Here is a 19,517-nt window from a genome sequence, read left to right on the forward strand (position 1 = left end):
CGGAGTGGTCGATTCCCTCGCAAGCGTGAGGACAAGTCGATAAACCCCCTCAGGGAGAAGAAAGCCGCAGCTCAGCCGGTACGGAGCCGGGTGGGGCCGGAGAGGGCAGGCAGGACAAGAGGCGAAGCGTTTCGGCACTTTTCAGTCAATCCGCCCCTCAGCTTTTCAACCCTCCAAGTCGGGGGCCGAATCGCCGATCCACCCTTCCCTTTATCGAACCTGTGTACGAAAATGAATCCATGGCCGCTTCTGCCCGGCAGACCGCCGCCCTGGCTCTCGCGCACGCCCTGACGGCGGCGGAGCGCGGGCTCCCCGTCATCCCCCTGTCCCGCACCAAGCTCCCGGCGCTCCGCTCGCCGCACCGGGGCGAACCCCGGTCGGTGGCCTGCCGGGGCGAGTGCGGGCGGCCGGGCCACGGTGTGTACGACGCGACGACGGATCCGGCAGCGGTACGGGCGCTGTTCGCGGCGGCTCCCTGGGCGACCGGGTACGGGATCGCGTGCGGGCGCCCGCCGCACCGGCTGATCGGGGTGGACCTGGACGTGCGGGAGGGCGGCCCGGACGGGGTGGCGGCGCTCGACGCGCTGGCGCGGCGGCACGAGTTCGCCGTCCCGCCCACGGTCACGGTCCTGACGCCCGGCGGCGGCCGGCACCTCTGGCTGACGGGCCCGCCGGAGACGGTGGTCCCGAACTCGGCGAGCCGGCTCGCGCCCGGCGTGGACATCCGGGGCGCGGGCGGCTATCTGGTGGGCCCGGGCTCGCTCGGCGCACACGGCACCTACCGCCTGGCCCCCGGCACCGAGCACCTCTCGCCGGCCCCGTGCCCGGAGGCCCTCCTGAACCTGGCGTCCCCACCGGCCCCCTCGCCCCCGGCCCGCACCGGAACCGCGTCCGCCGCCTCCCTGACGTCCTTCGTCCTCGCCTCCCCGCACGGCCAGCGCAACACCCGCCTGTTCTGGGCGGCCTGCCGCGCCTACGAGTCCCCGTCCCCCTCACCCATCCTGGCCGCCCTCACGACAGCCGCCCTGACGACCGGCCTCCCGGAGCCGGAGATCCGCGCGACGCTCGCGTCGGCGGCCTCGATCACGGCGCGGACGACCATCGGCCCTTGAACCCTCGCCGCCGCGAGGTCGAGCCCCCACGGAGAACGGCCCCTGACCGGGACTTTCCGGTCAGGGGCCGTTCTGCATCTCGCGCGGTGGGTGTGGGATTTGAACCCACGGAGACATCGCTGCCTCGACGGTTTTCAAGACCGTTCCCTTAGGCCGCTCGGGCAACCCACCCTCGCCCCGCCTCACCAGGCGCGGAGCGGGCTACAGCCTACCGGCTGTGCGGGGCCGGGCTGTAGGAGCGGCGTAAGCGGTGTGAGACCGGTCAGCTGTCGCCCGTGCGTTCGCCCAGGGTGACCGTGGTCGTGGTGGGCTTGCCGTTGCGTTCGTAGGTGATCTTGACCGAGTCGCCGGGCTTGTGGGTCCAGATCTCGCTGATCAGGGTCGGGCCGCTGTCGATCTGGCGGTCGTCGAAGGTGGTGATGACGTCGCCCGGCTTCAGGCCGGCCTTGGCGGCGGGGCCGTTGGGGGTGAGGGAGGGGGTGCCGCCGGAGCCGGTGTCGGCGATGACGGCGCCTTCGCCGCGGTCCTGCATGTTCACCGTGGCGCCGATGACCGGGTAGACGGGCTTGCCCGTCTTGATCAGCTGCTGGGCCACGTTGTTCGCCTGGTTGACCGGGATCGCGAAGCCGAGGCCGATCGAACCGGCCTGGGACTGGCCGAAGCCGCTGCCCGCCGACTGGATCGCGGAGTTGATGCCGATCACCGCGCCGCTCGCGTCGAGCAGCGGGCCGCCGGAGTTGCCCGGGTTGATCGAGGCGTCGGTCTGCAGGGCGCTCATGTACGAGTTCTTGCCACCGCCGCCGTCGCCCGAGGCGACCGGGCGGTTCTTGGCGCTGATGATGCCCGTGGTGACCGTGTTCGAGAGGCCGAAGGGGGCGCCGATCGCGATCGTCGAGTCGCCGACCGCGACCTTGTCGGAGTCGCCCAGCGGCAGCGGCAGCAGGTTCGACGGCGCGTTCTTCAGCTTGATGACCGCGACGTCGTAGCCCTCGGCGCGGCCGACGACCTCCGCGTCGTACGTCTTGCCGTTGGAGAAGGTCGCGGACAGCGTGCCGCCGTCCGCCGCCGACGCCACCACGTGGTTGTTGGTGACGATGTGGCCTTCCTTGTCGTAGACGAAGCCGGTGCCGGTACCGCCCTCGCCCTCCGAACCGCCGGACTTGGCCTGGATGGTGACGACGCTCGGCAGCGCCTTCGCCGCGACCGCGGCGACCGTGCCGGGGTCGCGCTTGAACGAGGAGGGGGCGTCGCCCGAGGAGACCGTGGTCGAGCCGGCGGTGTCGCCGTCCCGCTGGGACGCGGCCCAGTAACCGATGCCGCCGCCGACACCGCCGGCGACGAGCGCCGCGACGAGGACGGCCGCGACCAGTCCGCCGGTGCGCTTGCGCGGTGCCGCCGGGCCCGGCGGCACCGGCGGCGCACCCCAGGCGGGGGTCACCGGCGGGGCCGGCGGCCAGCCGTCGGCGCCCTGAGCGCCCTGAACCGCGGGCGCTGCGACGGTCGCCGGCTCGGGCGCCACGGGCGGCGCCACCGGCGCGGGAGGCGTGGGAGGCGTAGTCGGAGGCGCGGGAGGCGTGGGAGGCGTAGTCGGAGGCGTGGGAGGCGCCGCGGGGGCGGACGGGGCGGCCTGCTCCTCGGGAGCCGCCGGGGTCGCCGGAGCTGCCGCCGGGGTCGCGGGAGTCGCCGGGGCCGCCGGAACCTCCGTGCCCTCGTCCTCGTTCTCGGTGCTCACAGCTCTCTCCTCGTTCACTGCGCAGGCCGTCTCGGCGGAATCGTGCTGCGAACAGCTTTTCCCACAGCACGTCAGGCCACTGTAAGCCGGAGCTGTGCGTCCGCACCCCATTGTTTACTTGGGGCGAAACGGACACCCGGACCCCACCCGTACCTCACCCGTACCATGTCGCGGTGACCCACGCACCGCAGCCGCCGAGCCACCGCAGCCCCGTCCAGGTGGTCGCCCACCGCGGCGCCTCCGAGGACGCCCCCGAACACACGCTGGCCGCCTACATGAAGGCCATCGAGGACGGCGCCGACGCCTTGGAGTGCGACGTCCGGCTCACCGCCGACGGACACCTCGTCTGCGTCCACGACCGGCGCGTCAACCGCACCTCCAACGGCAAGGGCGCCGTCTCCGCCCTGGAGCTCGCCGACCTCGCCGCGCTCGACTTCGGCACCTGGAAGGGCCGCGACGAGGCGGGCGAGAGCCCGGACTGGGGCGACCCGGAGGCCACGTCCGTCCTCACTCTGGAACGCCTCCTGGAGCTGGTCTCCGACGCCGGCCGCCGGATCGAGCTCGCCATCGAGACCAAGCACCCCACCCGCTGGGCGGGCCAGGTGGAGGAGAAGCTGCTCCAGCTCCTCGGCCGCTTCGGCCTCGCCGAGCCGGCCACGCCCGAGGACTCCCCGGTCCGCGTCATGAGCTTCTCGGCCCGCTCCCTGCACCGCATCGCCACCGCGTCGCCGACCATGCCGACCGTCTCCCTCTCCCAGTTCGTCACCCCGCGGCTGCGGGTCGGCGGGCTGCCGGCCGGCGCGCGGATCGCCGGCCCCTCGGTCCGGATCGTGCGGCACAACCCGGCGGTGATCCTGCGGCTCCAGCAGGCCGGCCACCAGGTCCACGTCTGGACCGTGGACGATCCGGAGGACGTGGAGCTGTGCGTACGGCTCGGCGTGGACGCGATCATCACCAACCGGCCCAAGCAGGTCCTCGCCCACCTCGGCCGCGCCTGAGCCCGAACCGCCTCACCCAACCCCTTTCACCTCTTTTGACCCAGCCACCCCACCGGTGCGGGGTGTGCACCGGCGCGTTCGGGACGTACGCGATCGTCACGAGTGCGTCACCGGAGGCGTACTGGCCGGTTTCCGGTCCAGGCCATTGGGGCATTCACCACGTGGCGTGGGGCAAAGGAGGTCTCGGGGGTGGCGTTGGTGGTGGCACAGGAGGTGCCCACGTCGTCGAGCATGGCCGTACCCCATGGCCCTGCGGGCGTGGGTGAGGCACGGCACCGGATGCGGGAGCAGTTGAGCCGCAGCGGAATGGCCGAATCGGTCGTCGACGACGCGGTACTGATCCTTTCCGAATTGTTGAGCAATGCCTGTCGGCACGGCAGACCGCTGGGCTGTGCGGACGTGGGCGACGGAGATGTGCGAGCGGCCTGGAGCATCGACCGGTCCGGCGGGCTCACGGTGGAGGTCACGGACGGCGGCGGTCCCACCCGTCCCGTTCCGGCCACTCCGTCGGTCACCGCGCGCGGCGGCCGCGGGCTGAACATCATCAGCGCGCTCGCCCAGGACTGGGGCGTACGGGACAGCGCGACCGGCGAGGTCACCGTCTGGGTGCAGGTCACCGGCGGCCACCGCGGCGAGGACTTCGCCGCCCGGGTCGGCGGCTCCGGATTCGGTTTCCTCGACGCGTACGACGACCTGGAATGACGACCGGGGTGTACGGGGCGGGCGCGGCCTACAGGGACGCCCGCCCCGCTTCCGCCCTCCCAGCACTCCCAGCGCTCCCGGAGGCTCCCGGCCCCTCCCGGGGGACGCCGCACCGGCATACCCGCGTCGCGGTCCCCGTGCGGCTAGGCTCGCGCCCGAGACAGCACCGCCGCGATCGGGAGATAGCCACACCATGGCCAAGAAGCGCCCCCAGACGAAGCCCGGCAAGGCCGGCAGCACCGGCCAGGCACAGGTCACGAACGGGGAGATCCCGGTCGTCGGAGCGCGCGAGCCGTGCCCCTGCGGCTCCGGCCGCCGCTACAAGGCGTGTCACGGGCGGGCCGCCTCGCACGCCGCGACCGAGCTGGTACAGCGGCCCTTCGAGGGGCTGCCGGGCGAGTGCGACTGGGTCGCGCTGCGCGAGCTGGTGCCCGCCGCGACCGTGCCGCTCACGCTGAAGGCCGGGCTGCCCGAGGGCGTGCCGTCGGTGACGCTCGCGACCGTGCTGCCGATGGCCTGGCCCGCGCTGCGCCGCGACGACGGCTCGGTGCTGCTCGCGCTGCAGAACGACTCGTCCTCCGGCGACCTCGCCCGCGACCTCGCCGACACCCTGGAGCGCGCCCTCGTGGCCGAGCCGGGCACGCCGGTCGAGCCCCGGCGCGTACCGGCGGAGGGTCCGCGCCTTCAGGATCTGCTCGACGCCGACAGCGATTTTTCGCCTGTCGTGCACTCGGGATTCGAATTCTGGATTCCGGAGTCCGCGGACAATTCCAACCCCGAGGTCGCCGCCTCCCTGGAGCGCGCCAACGCCGCCGCCATCCCGACCGTGAAGCTGACCGGTGTCGACTCCGCCTACTGGTGCGAGACGCCGGACAAGAACCACCTGCGCTGGGTCATGCCGCACCCGGAGGAGAAGCTGCTCGACGCGCTCGCCCGGCTGCAGGCCGCGGGCACCTCCTCGCTCGGCCCGGACACCCGCCTCGTCGGCTCCTTCCGGGCCCACGGGCTCATGGTGCCGGTGTGGGACCTGCCCACCACGATGACGGCGGAGGACTGCGAGAAGCCGGCCGCCGAGTTCGCCGAGCGGCTCGCCGCGGCCCTCGCTTCGGACGCTCCGCTCACCACCGAGGAGCGCCGGGCGCGCGGCGGTCTCACCAACCGTCAGGTGACGCTCAGCTGATACCCGGGGTGGTATCCGTGACTGATCGGTGACTGACAGACCGACCAGTCGGTGATGTCCGCCACAACCCCTCCTCGGAAGGGCGAAATCCCTGTCCGAATAACCGAGATCGAATTTGCGAACGGCCAATCTCTTGTTACCGTTCTGGAAGCCCGGTCGCTGGTGCATCCCCCGTCGCCAGCGACCGGGCGTTCTCATGCCCGGACACTGATGCGTCACTGATCCGGAAGGTCTTGATCCGCATTCTTCGGATCAAGCGGTGATCGACCGGCGGTCAACTGCTCTCCGGCTCCGCCGTGTTGCTTCCCGAGCGCAGCAGCAGCGGCGCGTTTCCCTCTTCGCCCCGCCCCGCGAACTCCGCGACCGCCGTGTACGCGTCGGCCGCGCCCCGGCCCCGCTCCCTCGGCGTCTCGCACGTCCCCGGCTCGTCGCGCGCCGCGATCGCGCAGCGCACCTGTACGGTCCGCCCGCCGGGCGCCATCAGGGTGAGTACGGCGTCGAGCTCGCGGCCCGTCGCGTTGCGGTAGTACGTACGCGCCCAGGCGTCCGGCCCCTCGGCCACCACACAGGTCTGCGCCTCCACGCCGTCGGGCGAGGCGAGTTCGGGCCCGCAGCGGGTGACGGCCGGCGGCTCGGAGGGAGCGGCGTCCGCGGTACGGGACGGAGTCAGGCGCAGGTCCTGGAGCAGCCCCTTCGGCTTCGCGTCCCCGCCGCCGTCACCACCGCCGTCACCCGCCGGTCCCGCCGACGCCGCGACCGGCACCAGGACCGCGATCAGTACGGCGGCGCCGAGCCCCAGGGCGCGCAGGCGCGCGGGACCGATACGTGCCGGACTCCTGCGCCCACTCTTGCGCGCCATACTCGCTCCTCGGGAACGGATCCTGCCCGCGAAGATAGCCGCGGCCGGCGGACTCCCGGCCGGCCGCGCGCGCGTTTCTGCTGGATGGCGGGCCGTTCCACACCCGTTCGGGTGAACGCCCCCCGGCCCACGAGGGCCGCCGCTCAGTACGCGAGCCGGCTGCCGCCCCCCGGCATGCTCGTGCTCGCCTCGACCAGCGCGTCCACGACCGCCTCCACGTCCGGCAGCCACGGCCGGGCCGAGCCCGCCAGCGGCGCGCGCTCCCAGCGCACCTCGCCGGTCCCGGTGGTCGAGGGCGGCAGCGGCAGATAGCCGCCGTCGCCGTGGAAGCGCAGCGAGGCGGGCACGCTGTCCTTGGAGTGGAGGAGTTCGCCGAGCCGTTCGAGGCCGTACGGGGCGACGAGGATCGCCCAGCGGGTGGGCGTGGCCACGACCGGGCCGAGCCGCATGCCCTGCGCGTCGAGCACGGCGAGCGCATGGGCGCCGGCGACGGCCGGGAGGCTGACCGCGCAGGGCGCGCGGCCGCCGGTGGCGAGGAGGACCGGGGCCTCGGGGCGCCGGGTCCACCACCAGCGGATCATGCGCGCGTCGGTGGTGGCCGCGAGCAGACCCGGGTCCAGGGGGTGTGCGCCGGGCACGACGCACTGGGGATCGGGACAGGCACAGTCCACGACGGCGGGCAGTGGCGGCGATGGCGCGGTGAGCGCCCCCGACAGGGAGCCGGCGGCCACCGCCGCCCACAGCCCGCCGTTCCGCGCGCGCTCCCGCGTACGCCCGCGCGCCCACCACGGCACCCTGCTCCGTACGACGCCGGCGGCCTCTCCGGCCACGGGCTCGGCCCGTACCGTCCCGTCCGTCCCGTCCGCCTCGTCCACCCGCAGGCCCACGCCGGGCACCACCGGCCAGCCCCACTCGGTGCCGAACAGCAGCGCGGCGTCACGCCGCGCACGCTCCCGTACCTCCGTCGAGGCCCGCACATCCGCCGGGCCCTGCATGCCCTCCGTGCTCGCCCCGCGCTTGCCGCGCCCGAACCGGAGCCTGCGTCGCCTTCCGAGGATCTCGCGCATGAGCGCTCGTTCCTTTCCGTTGAACGCCGAATCCACGCACCACAGGGGGTGTCACCCTACGTGGTGCTGCTTTCACCGTACGTATCACTCGCGCACTCGCTGCGCGCGTCCAGGCGCTGACGAGCCTTGCCCAGCCCGTGCGGGCGCTCTCTGCGAGCGGCGGGCGTTCGGGCGGCGATCCTGCCGGAACACGTTCCCCGCCACTCGGGGTAGGGGTGCGGCCTGCGGTGATGAGGACGCTCGGGTTCCACGTCCGTATTCAGGGGCGTCTCCAACTGCCCCTGCCCGTCACCGATTACGTACCCGTCACGCTCAAAATGACGCGCTTTCAAACGACGCCAGTCGACCGCAAATGGTGCACACCGGGGTCAATTTTCGGCCAACTTCCCCTAGTCTTCAACCCTCTCGCCGCATCTCACGGACACCAGAAGTCCCATGGTGACAATGCTGGACATCGATCCTCTTGTGCGTGTAGATGTGGATCGATGGGTAGCCGCGCAGAATGACTTGGGGGTTTGCGATGCTATTGCATGAAACGCGCAGGTCGGAAAGCGGAATGCCATGAGTACACCGCGTGCGCCGAAAGTGGCCGGAATCGATTCCACTGTCCCCTCTCCCCCGCACACTGCCGCCCCCACGGCGGCCCACACCGCGGCCCCCTTCGGCGCGCCGCTCCCCCCGCCCGCCTCCGCCGTGGCCCTGCAGGACCGGCTGGCCGGCTGGGTCTCCGATCTCACCCTCCTCCACGAACTCACCGAGGCCCTGATCAGGACCGCCTCGCTCGACGGCGCACTGCGCGAGGTGCTGCGCGCCGGAGCCGCCCTCGTCGGGGCCCGCCGCGGCATGGCCGTCCTCGAACCCGCCGACGGACAGGGCCCGGCCCTCACCGTCGGCCTCGGCCTCGCCCACGCCGAACTCGGCACCATCGAGACCGTCCCGCGCAGCGTCACCTCGTACGGCCGGATCCTCGACGGACTCGACCCGCTCCCCGAGGGCGCCCTGCCCCGCCCCGTCGCCCACCCCGACCTGCGCTCCGAGGAGGACCTCGACCCGCGCCACCGCGAGGTCGCCGCCCGCCTCGGCTACGCCGCCAGCTACGCCCTGCCGCTCGTCACCGAGGAGGCCGGCAAGCTCGGCGCCGTCGTCTGGCTGTACGACGAGCCGGCCGAGCCCACCGAGCGGCAGCGCCACCTGATCGGGCTGTACGGAGGGTTCGCCACCGAGCACCTGGCCCGCCTCCTGGAGGTCGAGCGGTCCCGCGCCCGGGTCGCCACCGTCGCCGAGGAACTGCTGCCCAGCCGGCTCCCCCGGGTCCCCGGCGTCCAGCTCGCCGCCCGGCACCGCACCGGCCCGCGCGGCGGCGGCGACTGGTACGACGCGCTGCCGCTGCCCGACGGCGCCCTCGGCCTGGCCGTCGGCTCCGTCTCCGGCAGCGGGCCGAGCGCCCTGGCCGCCATGGGCCGGCTGCGCGCCAGCCTCCGCGCGTACGCCGTGATGGAGGGCGAGGACCCGGTCGCCGTCCTCTCCGACCTGGAGCTGCTGCTCCGCCTCACCGAGCCCGCCCGCTCGGCCACCGCGCTCTTCGCCTTCTGCGAGCCGGCCGCCCGCCGGATCGTGCTCGCCGGGGCCGGACACACCCCGCCGCTGGTCATCGGCGAGCACCGCACCGAGTACGTGGAGACCTCGCTGTCCGCGCCGCTCGGCATGCTGTCCTGCTGGGAGGCGCCGAGCGTCGAGCTGTCGCCCGCCCCCGGAGAAACGGTGCTTCTCTACACCGACGGACTCCTTCGGCGCACCGGCGACGCCATGGACCGGGCCTTCGCCCGGCTGCACGCCGCCGCCGCGAGCGTGCCCAGGGCGGACCAGGCCGATCCGGGCGCGGTCGCCGACCACGTGCTGCGGACCGTGCTGCCCGAGGGCCTGGACACGGGCGGCGCCGACGGCGAGGACGTGGTGCTGCTCGCCGCCCGCTTCGAGTGACGCCCGTCGCCCTGACCCGCCGGTAGGACCCGGGTGAGAGCTGTCATGGGTCTTACGGCTCTTGGCTCCTGACCGCACGCCCGTACGATGGTGATGGTTCAGTGTCGTACCAAGAGGAGGCAGACCCGTGGCCGAGGAGCTCACGACGGAGAACCCGGAGACCCCGGAGGAGTCCGAAGAGCAGGCGATCAAGCAGCGCAAGAACGGCCTGTACCGGGGCGTCTCCGACGAGCTCGCCGACAGCATGAAGTCCGGCTGGGCCGACACCGAGCTGCACGGCCTCGCCCCGATCGCCCAGGCCGCCCACACCGCCGCCCGCCGCGCCGCGCTCTCCGCGCGCTTCCCGGGCGAGCGCCTGGTGATCCCGGCCGGCAATCTGAAGACCCGGTCGAACGACACCGAGTACTCCTTCCGCGCCTCCACCGAGTACGCGTACCTCACCGGCGACCAGACCCAGGACGGCGTGCTCGTCCTGGAGCCCGCCGCCGACGAGGACGGCCACGAGGCGACGATCTACCTGCTGCCGCGCTCCGACCGCGAGAACGGCGAGTTCTGGCTCGACGGCCAGGGCGAGCTGTGGGTCGGCCGCCGGCACTCCCTCGCCGAGGCGGAGCAGCTGCTCGGCATCCCCGCGCAGGACGTCCGCGAGCTGCCCGAGCGGCTCAAGGAGGCCACCGGCCCGGTCCGCGCCGTGCGCGGCCACGACGCCGGCATCGAGGCCGCCCTCACCGACAAGGTCACCGCCGAGCGCGACGAGGAGCTGCGGGTCTTCCTCTCCGAGGCCCGCCTCGTGAAGGACGCCTTCGAGGTCGCCGAGCTGGAGAAGGCCTGCGCCTCGACCGCCCGCGGCTTCGAGGACGTCGTCAAGGTCCTCGACAAGGCGCGGGCCACCAGCGAGCGCTACATCGAAGGCACCTTCTTCCTGCGCGCCCGCGTCGAGGGCAACGACGTCGGCTACGGCACCATCGCCGCCGCCGGCCCGCACGCCTGCACCCTGCACTGGGTCCGCAACGACGGCCCGGTCCGCTCCGGCGACCTGCTGCTGCTCGACGCCGGCGTGGAGACCACCGAGCTCTACACCGCCGACGTCACCCGCACCCTGCCGATCAACGGCCGGTTCACGGAGATCCAGCGCAAGATCTACGACGCCGTGTACGAGGCGCAGGAGGCCGGCATCGCCGCGGTGAAGCCGGGCGCCGGCTACCGCGACTTCCACGACGCCGCCCAGCGCGTGCTCGCCGAGAAGCTCGTCGAGTGGGGCCTGGTCGAGGGCCCGGTGGAGCGCGTCCTGGAGCTCAACCTGCAGCGCCGCTGGACCCTGCACGGCACCGGTCACATGCTCGGCATGGACGTCCACGACTGCGCCGCCGCGCGCACCGAGGCGTACGTCGACACGACCCTGGAGCCGGGCATGTGCCTGACGGTCGAGCCGGGGCTCTACTTCCAGGCCGACGACCTGACCGTGCCGGAGGAGTACCGGGGCATCGGCGTCCGGATCGAGGACGACATCCTCGTCACCGAGGACGGCAACCGGAACCTCTCCGACCAGCTGCCGCGCCGCTCCGACGAGGTCGAGGCGTGGATGGCCGGCCTGCTGGGCTGACACGCATGTGGAGCCCCCGCCGACGACGTCGGCGGGGGCTTTTCGTCTAGGTGAGCGCGAGCGGCGCGTCCGCGCGCCACTTCAGCAGCTTGTCGAAGCTGACGAGCGCGCCGCCTCTTCCCGTACGCCCGAAGTGGACGTGGTCGGCGAGCTCCTCGATCAGACGCAGGCCGCGCCCGTTCTCGGCGTCGGGGGCCGCCGCCGGAACGAGTGCGGCGCCGGAGAAGCCGGGGCCCGCGTCGGCCACCTCGATCCGGCAGGTCTCGCCGTCGAGGTAGGCGGTGACGCGGTACGCCTCCGAGGTCCGGCCGCCCCGGCCGGCGGCGGCCCCGCCGTGCTCGACGGCGTTCGCGCAGGCCTCGGTGAGCGCCACCGACAACTCGTACGACACGTCCGGATCGACCCCGGCCGTCTCCATCGTGCCGAGCAGCAGGCGCCGGGCGAGCGGGACGCTCGCGGCCTCGCGCCGCAGATGCAGGGACCACCAGATGCTCATGCTCCAGCCTCCTGGCTGCGGCTCGACATGCTGCGGCACGACATACCGATACGTATTGCCGTACGGGGTGGTCCATAAGCCCCCTCCCACCGCAACAGCGCCCGTTCGGCGGATGCGGGGACGCGTCCGCCGGTGTATGTCGCCGCGAAGACCGCCGGAAGACGGCCAGAAGACCCCTCGGAAGATCCCTCGGAAGATCCCCAGAAGGCACCCCGAAGACCCCCAAGGGTGACCTTCCGGACCTGCCGTATGGAGGGGGTGGGCCTGGTGCGATGATGGGCCCCGCCATGTCTGCCCCCGCGCTCGCACCACGTCTGCTGAGGGCCGCGGTGTTCACCGCGGTCTGCGTCGTGCTGTCCGGGCTCGGCCACGCGCTCGCCGCCTGTGCGGGGATCGCGCTGTGGTCGCTGGTCGCCGGTTTCCTCGGCGTCTTCGGGGTCATCGTGCTCTTCACGGGCCGGGAGCGCTCGCTGCCCGCGATCGTGACCGCGCTCGCCGGCGGACAGCTCGCCCTGCACGCCCTGTTCGGGCTCGGCCAGCGCCGGCTCGTGACCGGCCCGCAGGCCGACGAGGCGCTCCTCCGGCTCGCCGCCAAGCTGGTCTGCGGGGGCGGCGCCGCCGCGCTCAGCCCCGCCGACGCGGCCCGCATCGTCAGCGACGCCGGGCTCGCCCCCGCCGTCCCGGCCGGTGGGGTGCACGCGCACCTGGCCGGCATGGCGGACCCGGCGGCCGGCCAGACCGGTCTCGCCGCCCTCGTCCCCAGCCTGCCGATGGTGCTCGGCCACCTGCTCGCCGCGCTTGTGACGGGCTGGCTGCTGCGCCGGGGCGACCTCGCCCTCCGCCGCCTCGTCACGCTCTCCGCGCAGGGTGCCGTCGAGCTCGCCGAGTGCGCGCTCGTCCGCTCGCTGCGCGGCGCGCTCGCGCTCGTACGGGCGCTGCTCGCCGGGCTGCCGGGCGCTCCGGCCACCGGGCCGCGCGGCCCGTCCCGTACCACCGCCGACTCCTCGCCGCCGCCGGTGGCCGAGGTGCTCAAGGACACGGTGATCAGGCGCGGCCCGCCGGCCGCCGCCCGCTGCGTCCTCGCAGCCTGACGCGGACCGCTCCAGCCACATCGAGACACCTCGGGGGGGCGGGTCCGCAGCGTCCGCGCGTGTGCGCGGACCGCACCCGCCTGCTTCGTGCCTCCCCTGAGGCACCTCTCCCATGAACTGGAGTGTCTCCGTCATGAGCGTTTCCCGTGCCTTCTCCCGGACCTTCCTCGCCCGCGCCGCCGTCGCCGGCGGTGTCGCCGCCTCCTCCGTCCTGCTGCTCGCCGGCACCGCCGCCGCGCACGTGAGCGTGCAGCCCGTGGGCCAGGCGGCCAAGGGCGGTTACGCGACCGTCAACGTGAAGGTGCCGAACGAGCGCGACAACGCCTCCACCGTCAAGGTCGAGGTCAACTTCCCGACCGACCACCCGCTGGCGTCCGTGATGCCGCAGCCGGTGCCCGGCTGGAAGGTCGAGGTCACCAAGGCCAAGCTGGCCAAGCCGCTGGAGCTGCACGGCAAGAAGATCGACCAGGCGGTCGCCAAGGTCACCTGGACCGCCGACGGCTCGAAGATCGGCCCCGGCCAGTTCCAGCAGTTCCCGCTCTCCCTCGGGCAGCTGCCCGAGGACACCGACTCGCTCGTGCTCAAGGCGATCCAGACCTACGACAACAACGAGGTCGTGCGCTGGATCGAGGAGCCCAAGGAGGGCGCCGCCGAGCCCGAGAGCCCGGCGCCGGTCCTGAAGCTGTCCGCCGCGTCCGACGACCACCACGGCGGTGCGGCCGCCGACGACAAGACCGCGGACAAGGCCGGCCACGACACCGAGGACGGCGCGCACGAGGCCGCCGCCGACACGACCGACACCGCGGCGCGCGTGCTCGGCGTGGTCGGCATCCTCGTGGGCGTCGCCGGAATCGCCTTCGGCGTCCTGGCCGGGCGCCGCCGCTCGGCCTGACGGCCGTCACCCTCACGGAAAGAACCAGCATGTCCGACACCAAGTCCGACACGACGTCCGAGAAGCGCTCCGAGAAGCACTCCGACGCGAAGGACGGCGGCCGCCCCGGCCGCCGGGCCCCGCTGATCATCTCCGCGGCCGCGATCGTCGCCGCCATCGGCGTCACCGCGGCCGTGGGCCTCGGCGGTGGCGACGACACGAAGGCCGGCACCGGCAGCAGCCCGGTCGCCGAGGTCTCCGGCGGCTCCGACAACACCAAGGCCGCCACCGTCCTGGACCGGCCCTTCACCAAGCCCGACCTGGTCCTGACCGACAGCAAGGGCGAGAAGTACGACCTGCGCGAGCGCACCAAGGGCAAGCCGACCCTGCTCTACTTCGGCTACACCCACTGCCCGGACGTCTGCCCGCTGACGATGAGCAACATCGCCATCGCCCGCAAGGCGCTCCCCAAGGCCGACCAGGACAAGCTCCAGGTCGTCTTCGTCACCACCGACCCGGAGCGGGACACCGCCGCCGAGCTCGGCAAGTGGCTGCCGGCCGCCGGCGACCCGTCCTTCACCGGACTCACCGGCGACTTCTCGGCCATCCAGGCCGGGGCCCGTTCCATCGGCATCGGCATCGACCCGCCCCAGAAGGAGAAGGACGGCTCCGTCGTCTCCATGCACGGCGCCCAGGTGATCGCGTTCTCGCCGACCACCGACCAGGGCTATGTGCTCTACGGCGAGGACACCACGTCCGACCAGTACGCCGCCGACCTGCCGAAGCTCATCAAGGGGGAGAACCCGTGAACCGCCGCACCACCGCCCTGTCCGCCGCCGTGGCGCTCGCCGCCGCGCTCGCGCTGACCGGGTGCTCGACCGACAGCGACAAGCCCGAGCTGAAGGTGAGCGGCGCGTTCATGCCCCAGCCGGTGATGGACATGGCCGGCGGCTTCCTCACCATCACCAACAGCAGCGGCACGGCCGACAAGCTCACCTCCGTCACCAGCGGCCTCTCGGACGACATCACGATCCACGAGACCAAGAACCAGAAGATGCAGGAGGTGACGTCCTTCGACATCCCCGCGAACGGCGAACTGAAGCTCGAACGCGGCGGCAGCCACATCATGTTCATGGAGCTGAAGAAGCAGCCCAAGCAGGGCGAGAAGGTCGACATCGAGCTCCACTTCGAGAAGTCCGACCCCATCAAGGTCACGCTTCCCGTCGAGGCGCCCAACCACAACCCCAAGCAGCACTGAGCTCTTTGAGGGAGTGACACACACGATGACAACCACCGCCCCGCGCCTCGGGCCGGCCCCCGGACGGGGACACGCCCTCGTCCGGCTCGTCCGGCTGCTGCTCGTCGCCGCCGCGCTGCTCGGCACGGTGCTCGCCGCCGCGGGCCCCGCGTCCGCGCACGCGGCGCTGACCGGCAGCGACCCGCAGGACGGGGCGGTGGTCGCCACCGCCCCCAAGGAGGTCAACCTGACCTTCTCGGAGGAGGTCGCCATGAGCGACGACTCCATCCGGGTCCTCGACCCGGCCGGGAAGCGGGTCGACACCGGCGAGATACGGAACCTGTGCAGCGGCTCGATCGTCCGCTACGGCGTCGCCCTGCTGCCCGGACTGCCCGACGGCACCTACACCGTGGCCTGGCAGACCGTCTCCGCCGACAGCCACCCGGTCTCCGGCGCCTTCACCTTCTCCGTCGGCGCCCCCTCCACCACCTCCGTCGCCCTGCCCGACACCCCCGTCGGCGGCGGCCTGGTCGGCGCGCTCTACGGCATCGCGCGCTACCTCTCGTACGCCGGATTCGTCGTCCTCGTCGGCGGCGGGGCCTTCGTCCTGGCCTGCTGGCCGCGCGGCGCCGCCGCGCGCCCGGTGCAGCGGCTCGTGGTCCGGGGCTGGCTCACGCTGACCGCGGCCACCCTGGCGCTGCTGCTGCTCCGCCACCCGTACACCAAGACCGGAAAGCTCGGCGACGTCTTCGACCTGGGCGGCCTCCGGGCCGTCCTGGAGACCAAGACCGGCGCCGCGCTCTCCTCCCGGCTGCTGCTGCTCGGCGCCGCCGCGCTGTTCGTCGCCGTGCTGTTCGGCGCCTACGCCCGGCGCCGCGACGAGAAGGAGCACAAGGACCTCACCTTCGGCCTCGCCCTCGGCGGCACCGTCGTCGCGGCCGGCATCGCCGGTACGTGGGCGCTGGCCGAGCACGCCTCGACCGGGCTCCAGCCGGGCATCGCGATGCCGGTCGACATCCTGCACCTGCTGGCCGTCGCCGCCTGGCTCGGCGGACTCACCGCCCTGCTCGTCGCGCTCTACCGGGCTCCGTCGGTCGAACGGTCCGCCGTCGAGCGCTACTCGAACCTGGCCTTCGGCTCGGTCGTCGTCCTCGCCGCCACCGGCATCTACCAGACCTGGCGGCAGGTCGGCACCTGGTCGGCCCTGACCGACACCCGGTACGGACAGCTGCTCCTGGTCAAGGTCGGCCTGGTGGCCGTCCTGGTCGGCATCGGGTGGGTGTCGCGGCGGTGGGTGCGGCGGCTCGCGGAGCGACCGGTGGGAGCGGAGACCTCCGATGCGGAGACCTCTGAGGACGAGGTCTCTGAGAACGAGGTCTCTGAGGACGAGGTCTCCGCAGAGGTGGCCGACGAGCCGGAGGCCGCCGAGCCGGAGGCCGACCCCGAGCGGGCCGCGCAGCTCGCCCGGCAGCGGGCCGCCGTCGCCACCGCGCAGCGGAAGAAGGCGCGGGACGCCGACCCCGAGCGGGCCGGGCTGCGCCGCTCGGTGCTCACCGAGGCCGCCGTGGCGGTCGTCCTGCTCGCGGTGACGACCGTGCTCACCTCCACCGAGCCCGCCCGTACCGAGGAGGAGGCCGGCCGGGGCCGCGCCGCCGCCGGTGCCGCCGCCGTGCCCAACCGTCCCATCGACGTCCGGCTGCCCTTCGACACCGGCGGCGTGGACGGCAAGGGCACCGTGCAGCTCGCCCTGGACCCCGGTCGTACGGGCGCCAACGCGCTGCACATCTATGTGCTGCGGCCAAACGGCCGGGCGCTCGACGTGCCCGAGGTGAAGGTCTCCTTCACCCTCAAGGCGAAGGACATCGGCCCGCTGCCGGTGCTGCCCGACCGCATCCAGACCGGACACTGGACGGCGAGCGGCGTCCAGCTGCCGATGGCGGGCGAGTGGCTGATGCAGGTCACCGTCCGTACCTCCGAGATCGACCAGACCACCATCGAGAAGAACGTGAAGATCGGCTGAGCCCCGTGAGCGACAACAACCTTGAGATCTCCCGCCGACGGGTGCTCGGCACCGTGGGCGCGGCCGGCGCCGCCGGACTCGTGATCGGCGCGGCCGGCGGTGCCGGCATCTCCGCGGCGGTGTCCGGGGACGGTTCCGAGACCGGCAAGGCCGGCTCCGGCGGTTCGACGGCGCTGACCACGGTCGGTGCGACCGAGGTGATGTTTCACGGGAAACATCAAGCGGGGATCACCACTCCGCTTCAGTCCCGGGGCCATCTGGTCGCCTTCGACCTCGTGCCGGGCGCGGGCCGCAAGGAGGCCGCCGCGCTGCTCCGCCGCTGGTCGGCGACGGCGAAGGCGCTGATGGCGGGCCGGACGGCGAGCGGGGCCGCCGACACCGGGATCGCCCTTGACGCGGGCCCGTCCTCCCTGACGGTGACCTTCGGCTTCGGCCGCACCTTCTTCGACCGCACCGGTCTCGCCGCGCGCCGCCCCGCCCAGCTCGATCCGCTGCCCGCCTTCTCCTCGGACGCGCTCGACCCGAAGCGGTCGGAGGGCGATCTGTGGGTGCAGATCGGCGCGGACGACGCGCTGGTCGCCTTCCACGCGCTGCGTGCGCTCCAGAAGGACGCGGGCGAGACGGCCCGGGTGCGCTGGCAGATGAACGGCTTCAACCGCTCGGCCGGCGCCACCGCCCGCCCGATGACCGCCCGCAATCTGATGGGCCAGGTCGACGGCACCAACAACCCCAAGCCGGCCGACCCCGACTTCGACCGGCGGATCTTCGTGCCGCAGGGCGCTGCCGGTGCCCAGGACTGGATGGCGGGCGGCTCGTACGCGGTCGTCCGGCGGATCCGGATGCTGCTCGACGACTGGGAGCGGCTGTCCCTGGACAAGCAGGAGAAGGTGATCGGGCGGCGGAAGTCGGACGGCGCACCGCTCTCCGGCGGGACCGAGACGACTCCGCTCGACCTGAACAAGAGGGGTCCGGACGGCAAGACCGTCATCCCCGACAACGCCCATGCCCGGATCTCCGCCCCCGAACAGAACGGCGGGGCGGCGATGCTGCGCCGGCCGTTCTCCTTCCACGACGGGATCGCGGCCGACGGCACGCCGGACGCCGGGCTGCTCTTCGTCTGCTGGCAGGCCGATCCGCTGCGCGGTTTCGTGCCCGTACAGCGCAAGCTGGACCGGGGCGACGCCCTGTCGCCGTTCCTGCGGCACGAGGCGAGCGGTCTGTTCGCGGCGCCGGGCGGGCCGGCGGAGGGCGAGTACGTGGGGCAGCGCCTGCTTGAGGCGTAGCGCGCAGTGCGTCTCCCGGAGTCGTGGCGGGCCCGCTCGGTGCGTCGTAGCGAGCCCGTCGGCTCCGGGCCCTCCATTAGGGTGACCGTATGTCCGCCAACCGGTATACGTATCTCGGTCCCGAAGGCACTTTCACGGAGGCCGCGCTGCGTACGCTGCCCGAGGCCGCGACGCGGGAGCTCGTCCCGATGGTCTCGGTGCCGGCCGCCCTGGACGCCGTGCGCAACGGCGACGCCGCCGCCGCGCTCGTGCCGATCGAGAACTCGGTCGAGGGCGGGGTGACCGCGACCCTCGACGAGCTGGCCTCGGGCGAGCCGCTGATGATCTACCGCGAGGTGCTGCTCCCGATCGCCTTCGCCCTGCTCGTACGACCGGGGACGAAGCTGTCGGAGATCAAGACCGTCACCGGTCATCCGGTGGCGCAGCCGCAGGTGCGGAACTGGCTGCGGGCCAATCTGCCGGACGCGCTGTGGGAGTCGGCCGCGTCCAACGCGGACGGCGCCCGGCTGGTCCAGGAGGGCCGGTTCGACGCGGCCTTCGCGGGCGAGTTCGCGGCGGCGACGTACGGTCTGGAACCGCTGGTCAGCGAGATCCACGACGCCGAGAACGCGGAGACGCGTTTCGTGCTCGTGGGCCGGCCGGCCCGGCCGGCGGCGCCGACCGGTGCGGACAAGACCTCGGTGGTGCTGTGGCTCGGCGACGACCACCCGGGTGCGCTGCTCGAACTCCTCCAGGAATTCGCGGTGCGCGGGGTGAACCTGATGCTGATCCAGTCGCGGCCGACCGGCGCGGGCATCGGGAACTACTGCTTCGCCGTCGACGCGGAAGGCCATATCGCGGACCGGCGGGTCGGCGAGGCGCTGATGGGCCTGAAGCGGATCTGCCCGAAGGTGCGGTTCCTCGGCTCGTATCCGCGCGCGGGGGTGGCGGTGGAGGACGTCCGGCCGCTGCGGCGCGGGACGACGGACAGCGAGTTCACCGAGGCCTCCGACTGGCTGGCCCGCGCCCAGGACGGCCGGGCCTGAGCCACCGGCCGGAGTTATCCACAGGCTCGCCCCTCGACCTGGGGACAAGTCGACAAGGCCGCGGACACAGGTCGACAAATCGTCGTCACCCCAGGTCCGGGGCCCCACACTTTGGAGCGAGCAATTCCCACTCGAAGGAGTGGGAAAATGCGGTGAAGATCGACGGGCGGCGCTCGTCCACAGATCTTTCGCACAGCCTGTGGATAACTCACCCTCGCTGTGCAGAACTCCGAAGAACGCGAAGAACCCCGAAGGGCCCCG

Annotated in this window: 17 protein-coding genes and 1 tRNA gene; 13 read left to right on the forward strand and 5 right to left on the reverse strand. The window is 73.0% G+C overall.

Going from position 1 to position 19,517, the window contains the following annotated elements; translation table 11 throughout:
• The first annotated feature begins 239 nt into the window (after positions 1-239).
• Positions 240-1,112 carry a bifunctional DNA primase/polymerase gene (locus KV205_RS00820; protein WP_265861293.1) on the forward strand — a complete coding sequence of 291 codons (873 nt, stop codon included), beginning with the start codon at positions 240-242 and terminating at the stop codon, positions 1,110-1,112.
• Positions 1,113-1,196: 84 nt separating this feature from the next.
• On the opposite strand, the gene KV205_RS00825 is transcribed toward KV205_RS00820, so the two are convergent.
• Positions 1,197-1,283 (reverse strand) — tRNA-Ser (locus tag KV205_RS00825).
• Positions 1,284-1,374: 91 nt separating this feature from the next.
• Positions 1,375-2,844, reverse strand: coding sequence for a S1C family serine protease (locus tag KV205_RS00830; protein ID WP_265861294.1), 1,470 nt, complete (start codon positions 2,842-2,844; stop codon positions 1,375-1,377).
• 173 nt (positions 2,845-3,017) lie between these two features.
• Between KV205_RS00830 and KV205_RS00835 the strand changes: the two genes are divergently transcribed.
• From KV205_RS00835 to KV205_RS00845, 3 genes are all read left to right on the forward strand, one after another.
• Positions 3,018-3,842, forward strand: coding sequence for a glycerophosphodiester phosphodiesterase (locus KV205_RS00835; protein WP_265861295.1), 825 nt, complete (start codon positions 3,018-3,020; stop codon positions 3,840-3,842).
• A 102-nt stretch (positions 3,843-3,944) separates the two neighbouring features.
• On the forward strand, positions 3,945-4,544 hold the full coding sequence (locus tag KV205_RS00840; protein WP_265861296.1) for an ATP-binding protein: 600 nt from the start codon (positions 3,945-3,947) through the stop codon (positions 4,542-4,544).
• A gap of 193 nt (positions 4,545-4,737) precedes the next feature.
• On the forward strand, positions 4,738-5,724 hold the full coding sequence (locus tag KV205_RS00845; RefSeq protein ID WP_265861297.1) for a DUF5926 family protein: 987 nt from the start codon (positions 4,738-4,740) through the stop codon (positions 5,722-5,724).
• A 274-nt stretch (positions 5,725-5,998) separates the two neighbouring features.
• Here the strand turns inward: KV205_RS00845 and KV205_RS00850 are convergent, their stop codons facing one another.
• Together KV205_RS00850 and KV205_RS00855 are read right to left on the reverse strand one after the other, a co-directional pair.
• Positions 5,999-6,583 carry a hypothetical protein gene (locus tag KV205_RS00850; protein WP_265861298.1) on the reverse strand — a complete coding sequence of 195 codons (585 nt, stop codon included), beginning with the start codon at positions 6,581-6,583 and terminating at the stop codon, positions 5,999-6,001.
• A 143-nt stretch (positions 6,584-6,726) separates the two neighbouring features.
• Positions 6,727-7,650, reverse strand: coding sequence for a bifunctional DNA primase/polymerase (locus KV205_RS00855; protein ID WP_306806227.1), 924 nt, complete (start codon positions 7,648-7,650; stop codon positions 6,727-6,729).
• 561 nt (positions 7,651-8,211) lie between these two features.
• On the opposite strand from KV205_RS00855, the gene KV205_RS00860 reads away from it, so the two are divergent.
• A complete protein-coding gene (locus KV205_RS00860) occupies positions 8,212-9,630 on the forward strand; it encodes a PP2C family protein-serine/threonine phosphatase (RefSeq protein WP_265861299.1) in 1,419 nt (472 codons plus the stop codon).
• Between the two features lie 127 nt (positions 9,631-9,757).
• Positions 9,758-11,233, forward strand: coding sequence for an aminopeptidase P family protein (locus tag KV205_RS00865; protein ID WP_265861300.1), 1,476 nt, complete (start codon positions 9,758-9,760; stop codon positions 11,231-11,233).
• 46 nt (positions 11,234-11,279) lie between these two features.
• Here the strand turns inward: KV205_RS00865 and KV205_RS00870 are convergent, their stop codons facing one another.
• On the reverse strand, positions 11,280-11,729 hold the full coding sequence (locus tag KV205_RS00870; RefSeq protein ID WP_265861302.1) for an ATP-binding protein: 450 nt from the start codon (positions 11,727-11,729) through the stop codon (positions 11,280-11,282).
• A 287-nt stretch (positions 11,730-12,016) separates the two neighbouring features.
• Between KV205_RS00870 and KV205_RS00875 the strand changes: the two genes are divergently transcribed.
• The 7 genes from KV205_RS00875 to pheA all read left to right on the forward strand — a co-directional run bounded on the left by KV205_RS00875 (position 12,017) and on the right by pheA (position 19,256).
• A complete protein-coding gene (locus KV205_RS00875) occupies positions 12,017-12,820 on the forward strand; it encodes a hypothetical protein (protein ID WP_265861303.1) in 804 nt (267 codons plus the stop codon).
• 133 nt (positions 12,821-12,953) lie between these two features.
• Positions 12,954-13,712, forward strand: coding sequence for a YcnI family protein (locus KV205_RS00880; RefSeq protein WP_265861305.1), 759 nt, complete (start codon positions 12,954-12,956; stop codon positions 13,710-13,712).
• Between the two features lie 29 nt (positions 13,713-13,741).
• Positions 13,742-14,500, forward strand: a complete 759-nt coding sequence (locus KV205_RS00885) for an SCO family protein (RefSeq protein WP_265861307.1) — start codon at positions 13,742-13,744, stop codon at positions 14,498-14,500.
• Positions 14,497-14,949, forward strand: coding sequence for a copper chaperone PCu(A)C (locus KV205_RS00890; RefSeq protein ID WP_265861308.1), 453 nt, complete (start codon positions 14,497-14,499; stop codon positions 14,947-14,949). The genes KV205_RS00885 and KV205_RS00890 overlap by 4 nt, the downstream gene beginning before the upstream one ends.
• A gap of 25 nt (positions 14,950-14,974) precedes the next feature.
• Positions 14,975-16,948 carry a copper resistance protein CopC gene (locus KV205_RS00895; RefSeq protein WP_265861310.1) on the forward strand — a complete coding sequence of 658 codons (1,974 nt, stop codon included), beginning with the start codon at positions 14,975-14,977 and terminating at the stop codon, positions 16,946-16,948.
• A complete protein-coding gene (efeB, locus tag KV205_RS00900; protein WP_274709976.1) occupies positions 16,945-18,231 on the forward strand; it encodes an iron uptake transporter deferrochelatase/peroxidase subunit in 1,287 nt (428 codons plus the stop codon). The genes KV205_RS00895 and efeB overlap by 4 nt, the downstream gene beginning before the upstream one ends.
• 89 nt (positions 18,232-18,320) lie before the next feature.
• A complete protein-coding gene (gene pheA / locus KV205_RS00905; RefSeq protein ID WP_265861312.1) occupies positions 18,321-19,256 on the forward strand; it encodes a prephenate dehydratase in 936 nt (311 codons plus the stop codon).
• The last annotated feature ends 261 nt before the right edge of the window (positions 19,257-19,517 follow it).

This window comes from Streptomyces sp. SKN60, assembly GCF_026236535.1.
Taxonomy (GTDB): Bacteria; Actinomycetota; Actinomycetes; order Streptomycetales; family Streptomycetaceae; genus Streptomyces.

Excerpts from the sequence above, each read along its gene's own strand:
- KV205_RS00820 (WP_265861293.1), top strand. The coding sequence starts at position 240 with ATGGCCGCTTCTGCCCGGCAGACCGCCGCCCTGGCTCTCGCGCACGCC.
- KV205_RS00845 (WP_265861297.1), top strand. The coding sequence starts at position 4,738 with ATGGCCAAGAAGCGCCCCCAGACGAAGCCCGGCAAGGCCGGCAGCACC.
- KV205_RS00850 (WP_265861298.1), bottom strand. The coding sequence starts at position 6,583 with ATGGCGCGCAAGAGTGGGCGCAGGAGTCCGGCACGTATCGGTCCCGCG.
- KV205_RS00855 (WP_306806227.1), bottom strand. The coding sequence starts at position 7,650 with ATGCGCGAGATCCTCGGAAGGCGACGCAGGCTCCGGTTCGGGCGCGGC.
- KV205_RS00860 (WP_265861299.1), top strand. The coding sequence starts at position 8,212 with ATGAGTACACCGCGTGCGCCGAAAGTGGCCGGAATCGATTCCACTGTC.
- KV205_RS00870 (WP_265861302.1), bottom strand. The coding sequence starts at position 11,729 with ATGAGCATCTGGTGGTCCCTGCATCTGCGGCGCGAGGCCGCGAGCGTC.
- KV205_RS00875 (WP_265861303.1), top strand. The coding sequence starts at position 12,017 with ATGTCTGCCCCCGCGCTCGCACCACGTCTGCTGAGGGCCGCGGTGTTC.
- KV205_RS00880 (WP_265861305.1), top strand. The coding sequence starts at position 12,954 with ATGAGCGTTTCCCGTGCCTTCTCCCGGACCTTCCTCGCCCGCGCCGCC.
- KV205_RS00885 (WP_265861307.1), top strand. The coding sequence starts at position 13,742 with ATGTCCGACACCAAGTCCGACACGACGTCCGAGAAGCGCTCCGAGAAG.
- KV205_RS00895 (WP_265861310.1), top strand. The coding sequence starts at position 14,975 with ATGACAACCACCGCCCCGCGCCTCGGGCCGGCCCCCGGACGGGGACAC.
- pheA (WP_265861312.1), top strand. The coding sequence starts at position 18,321 with ATGTCCGCCAACCGGTATACGTATCTCGGTCCCGAAGGCACTTTCACG.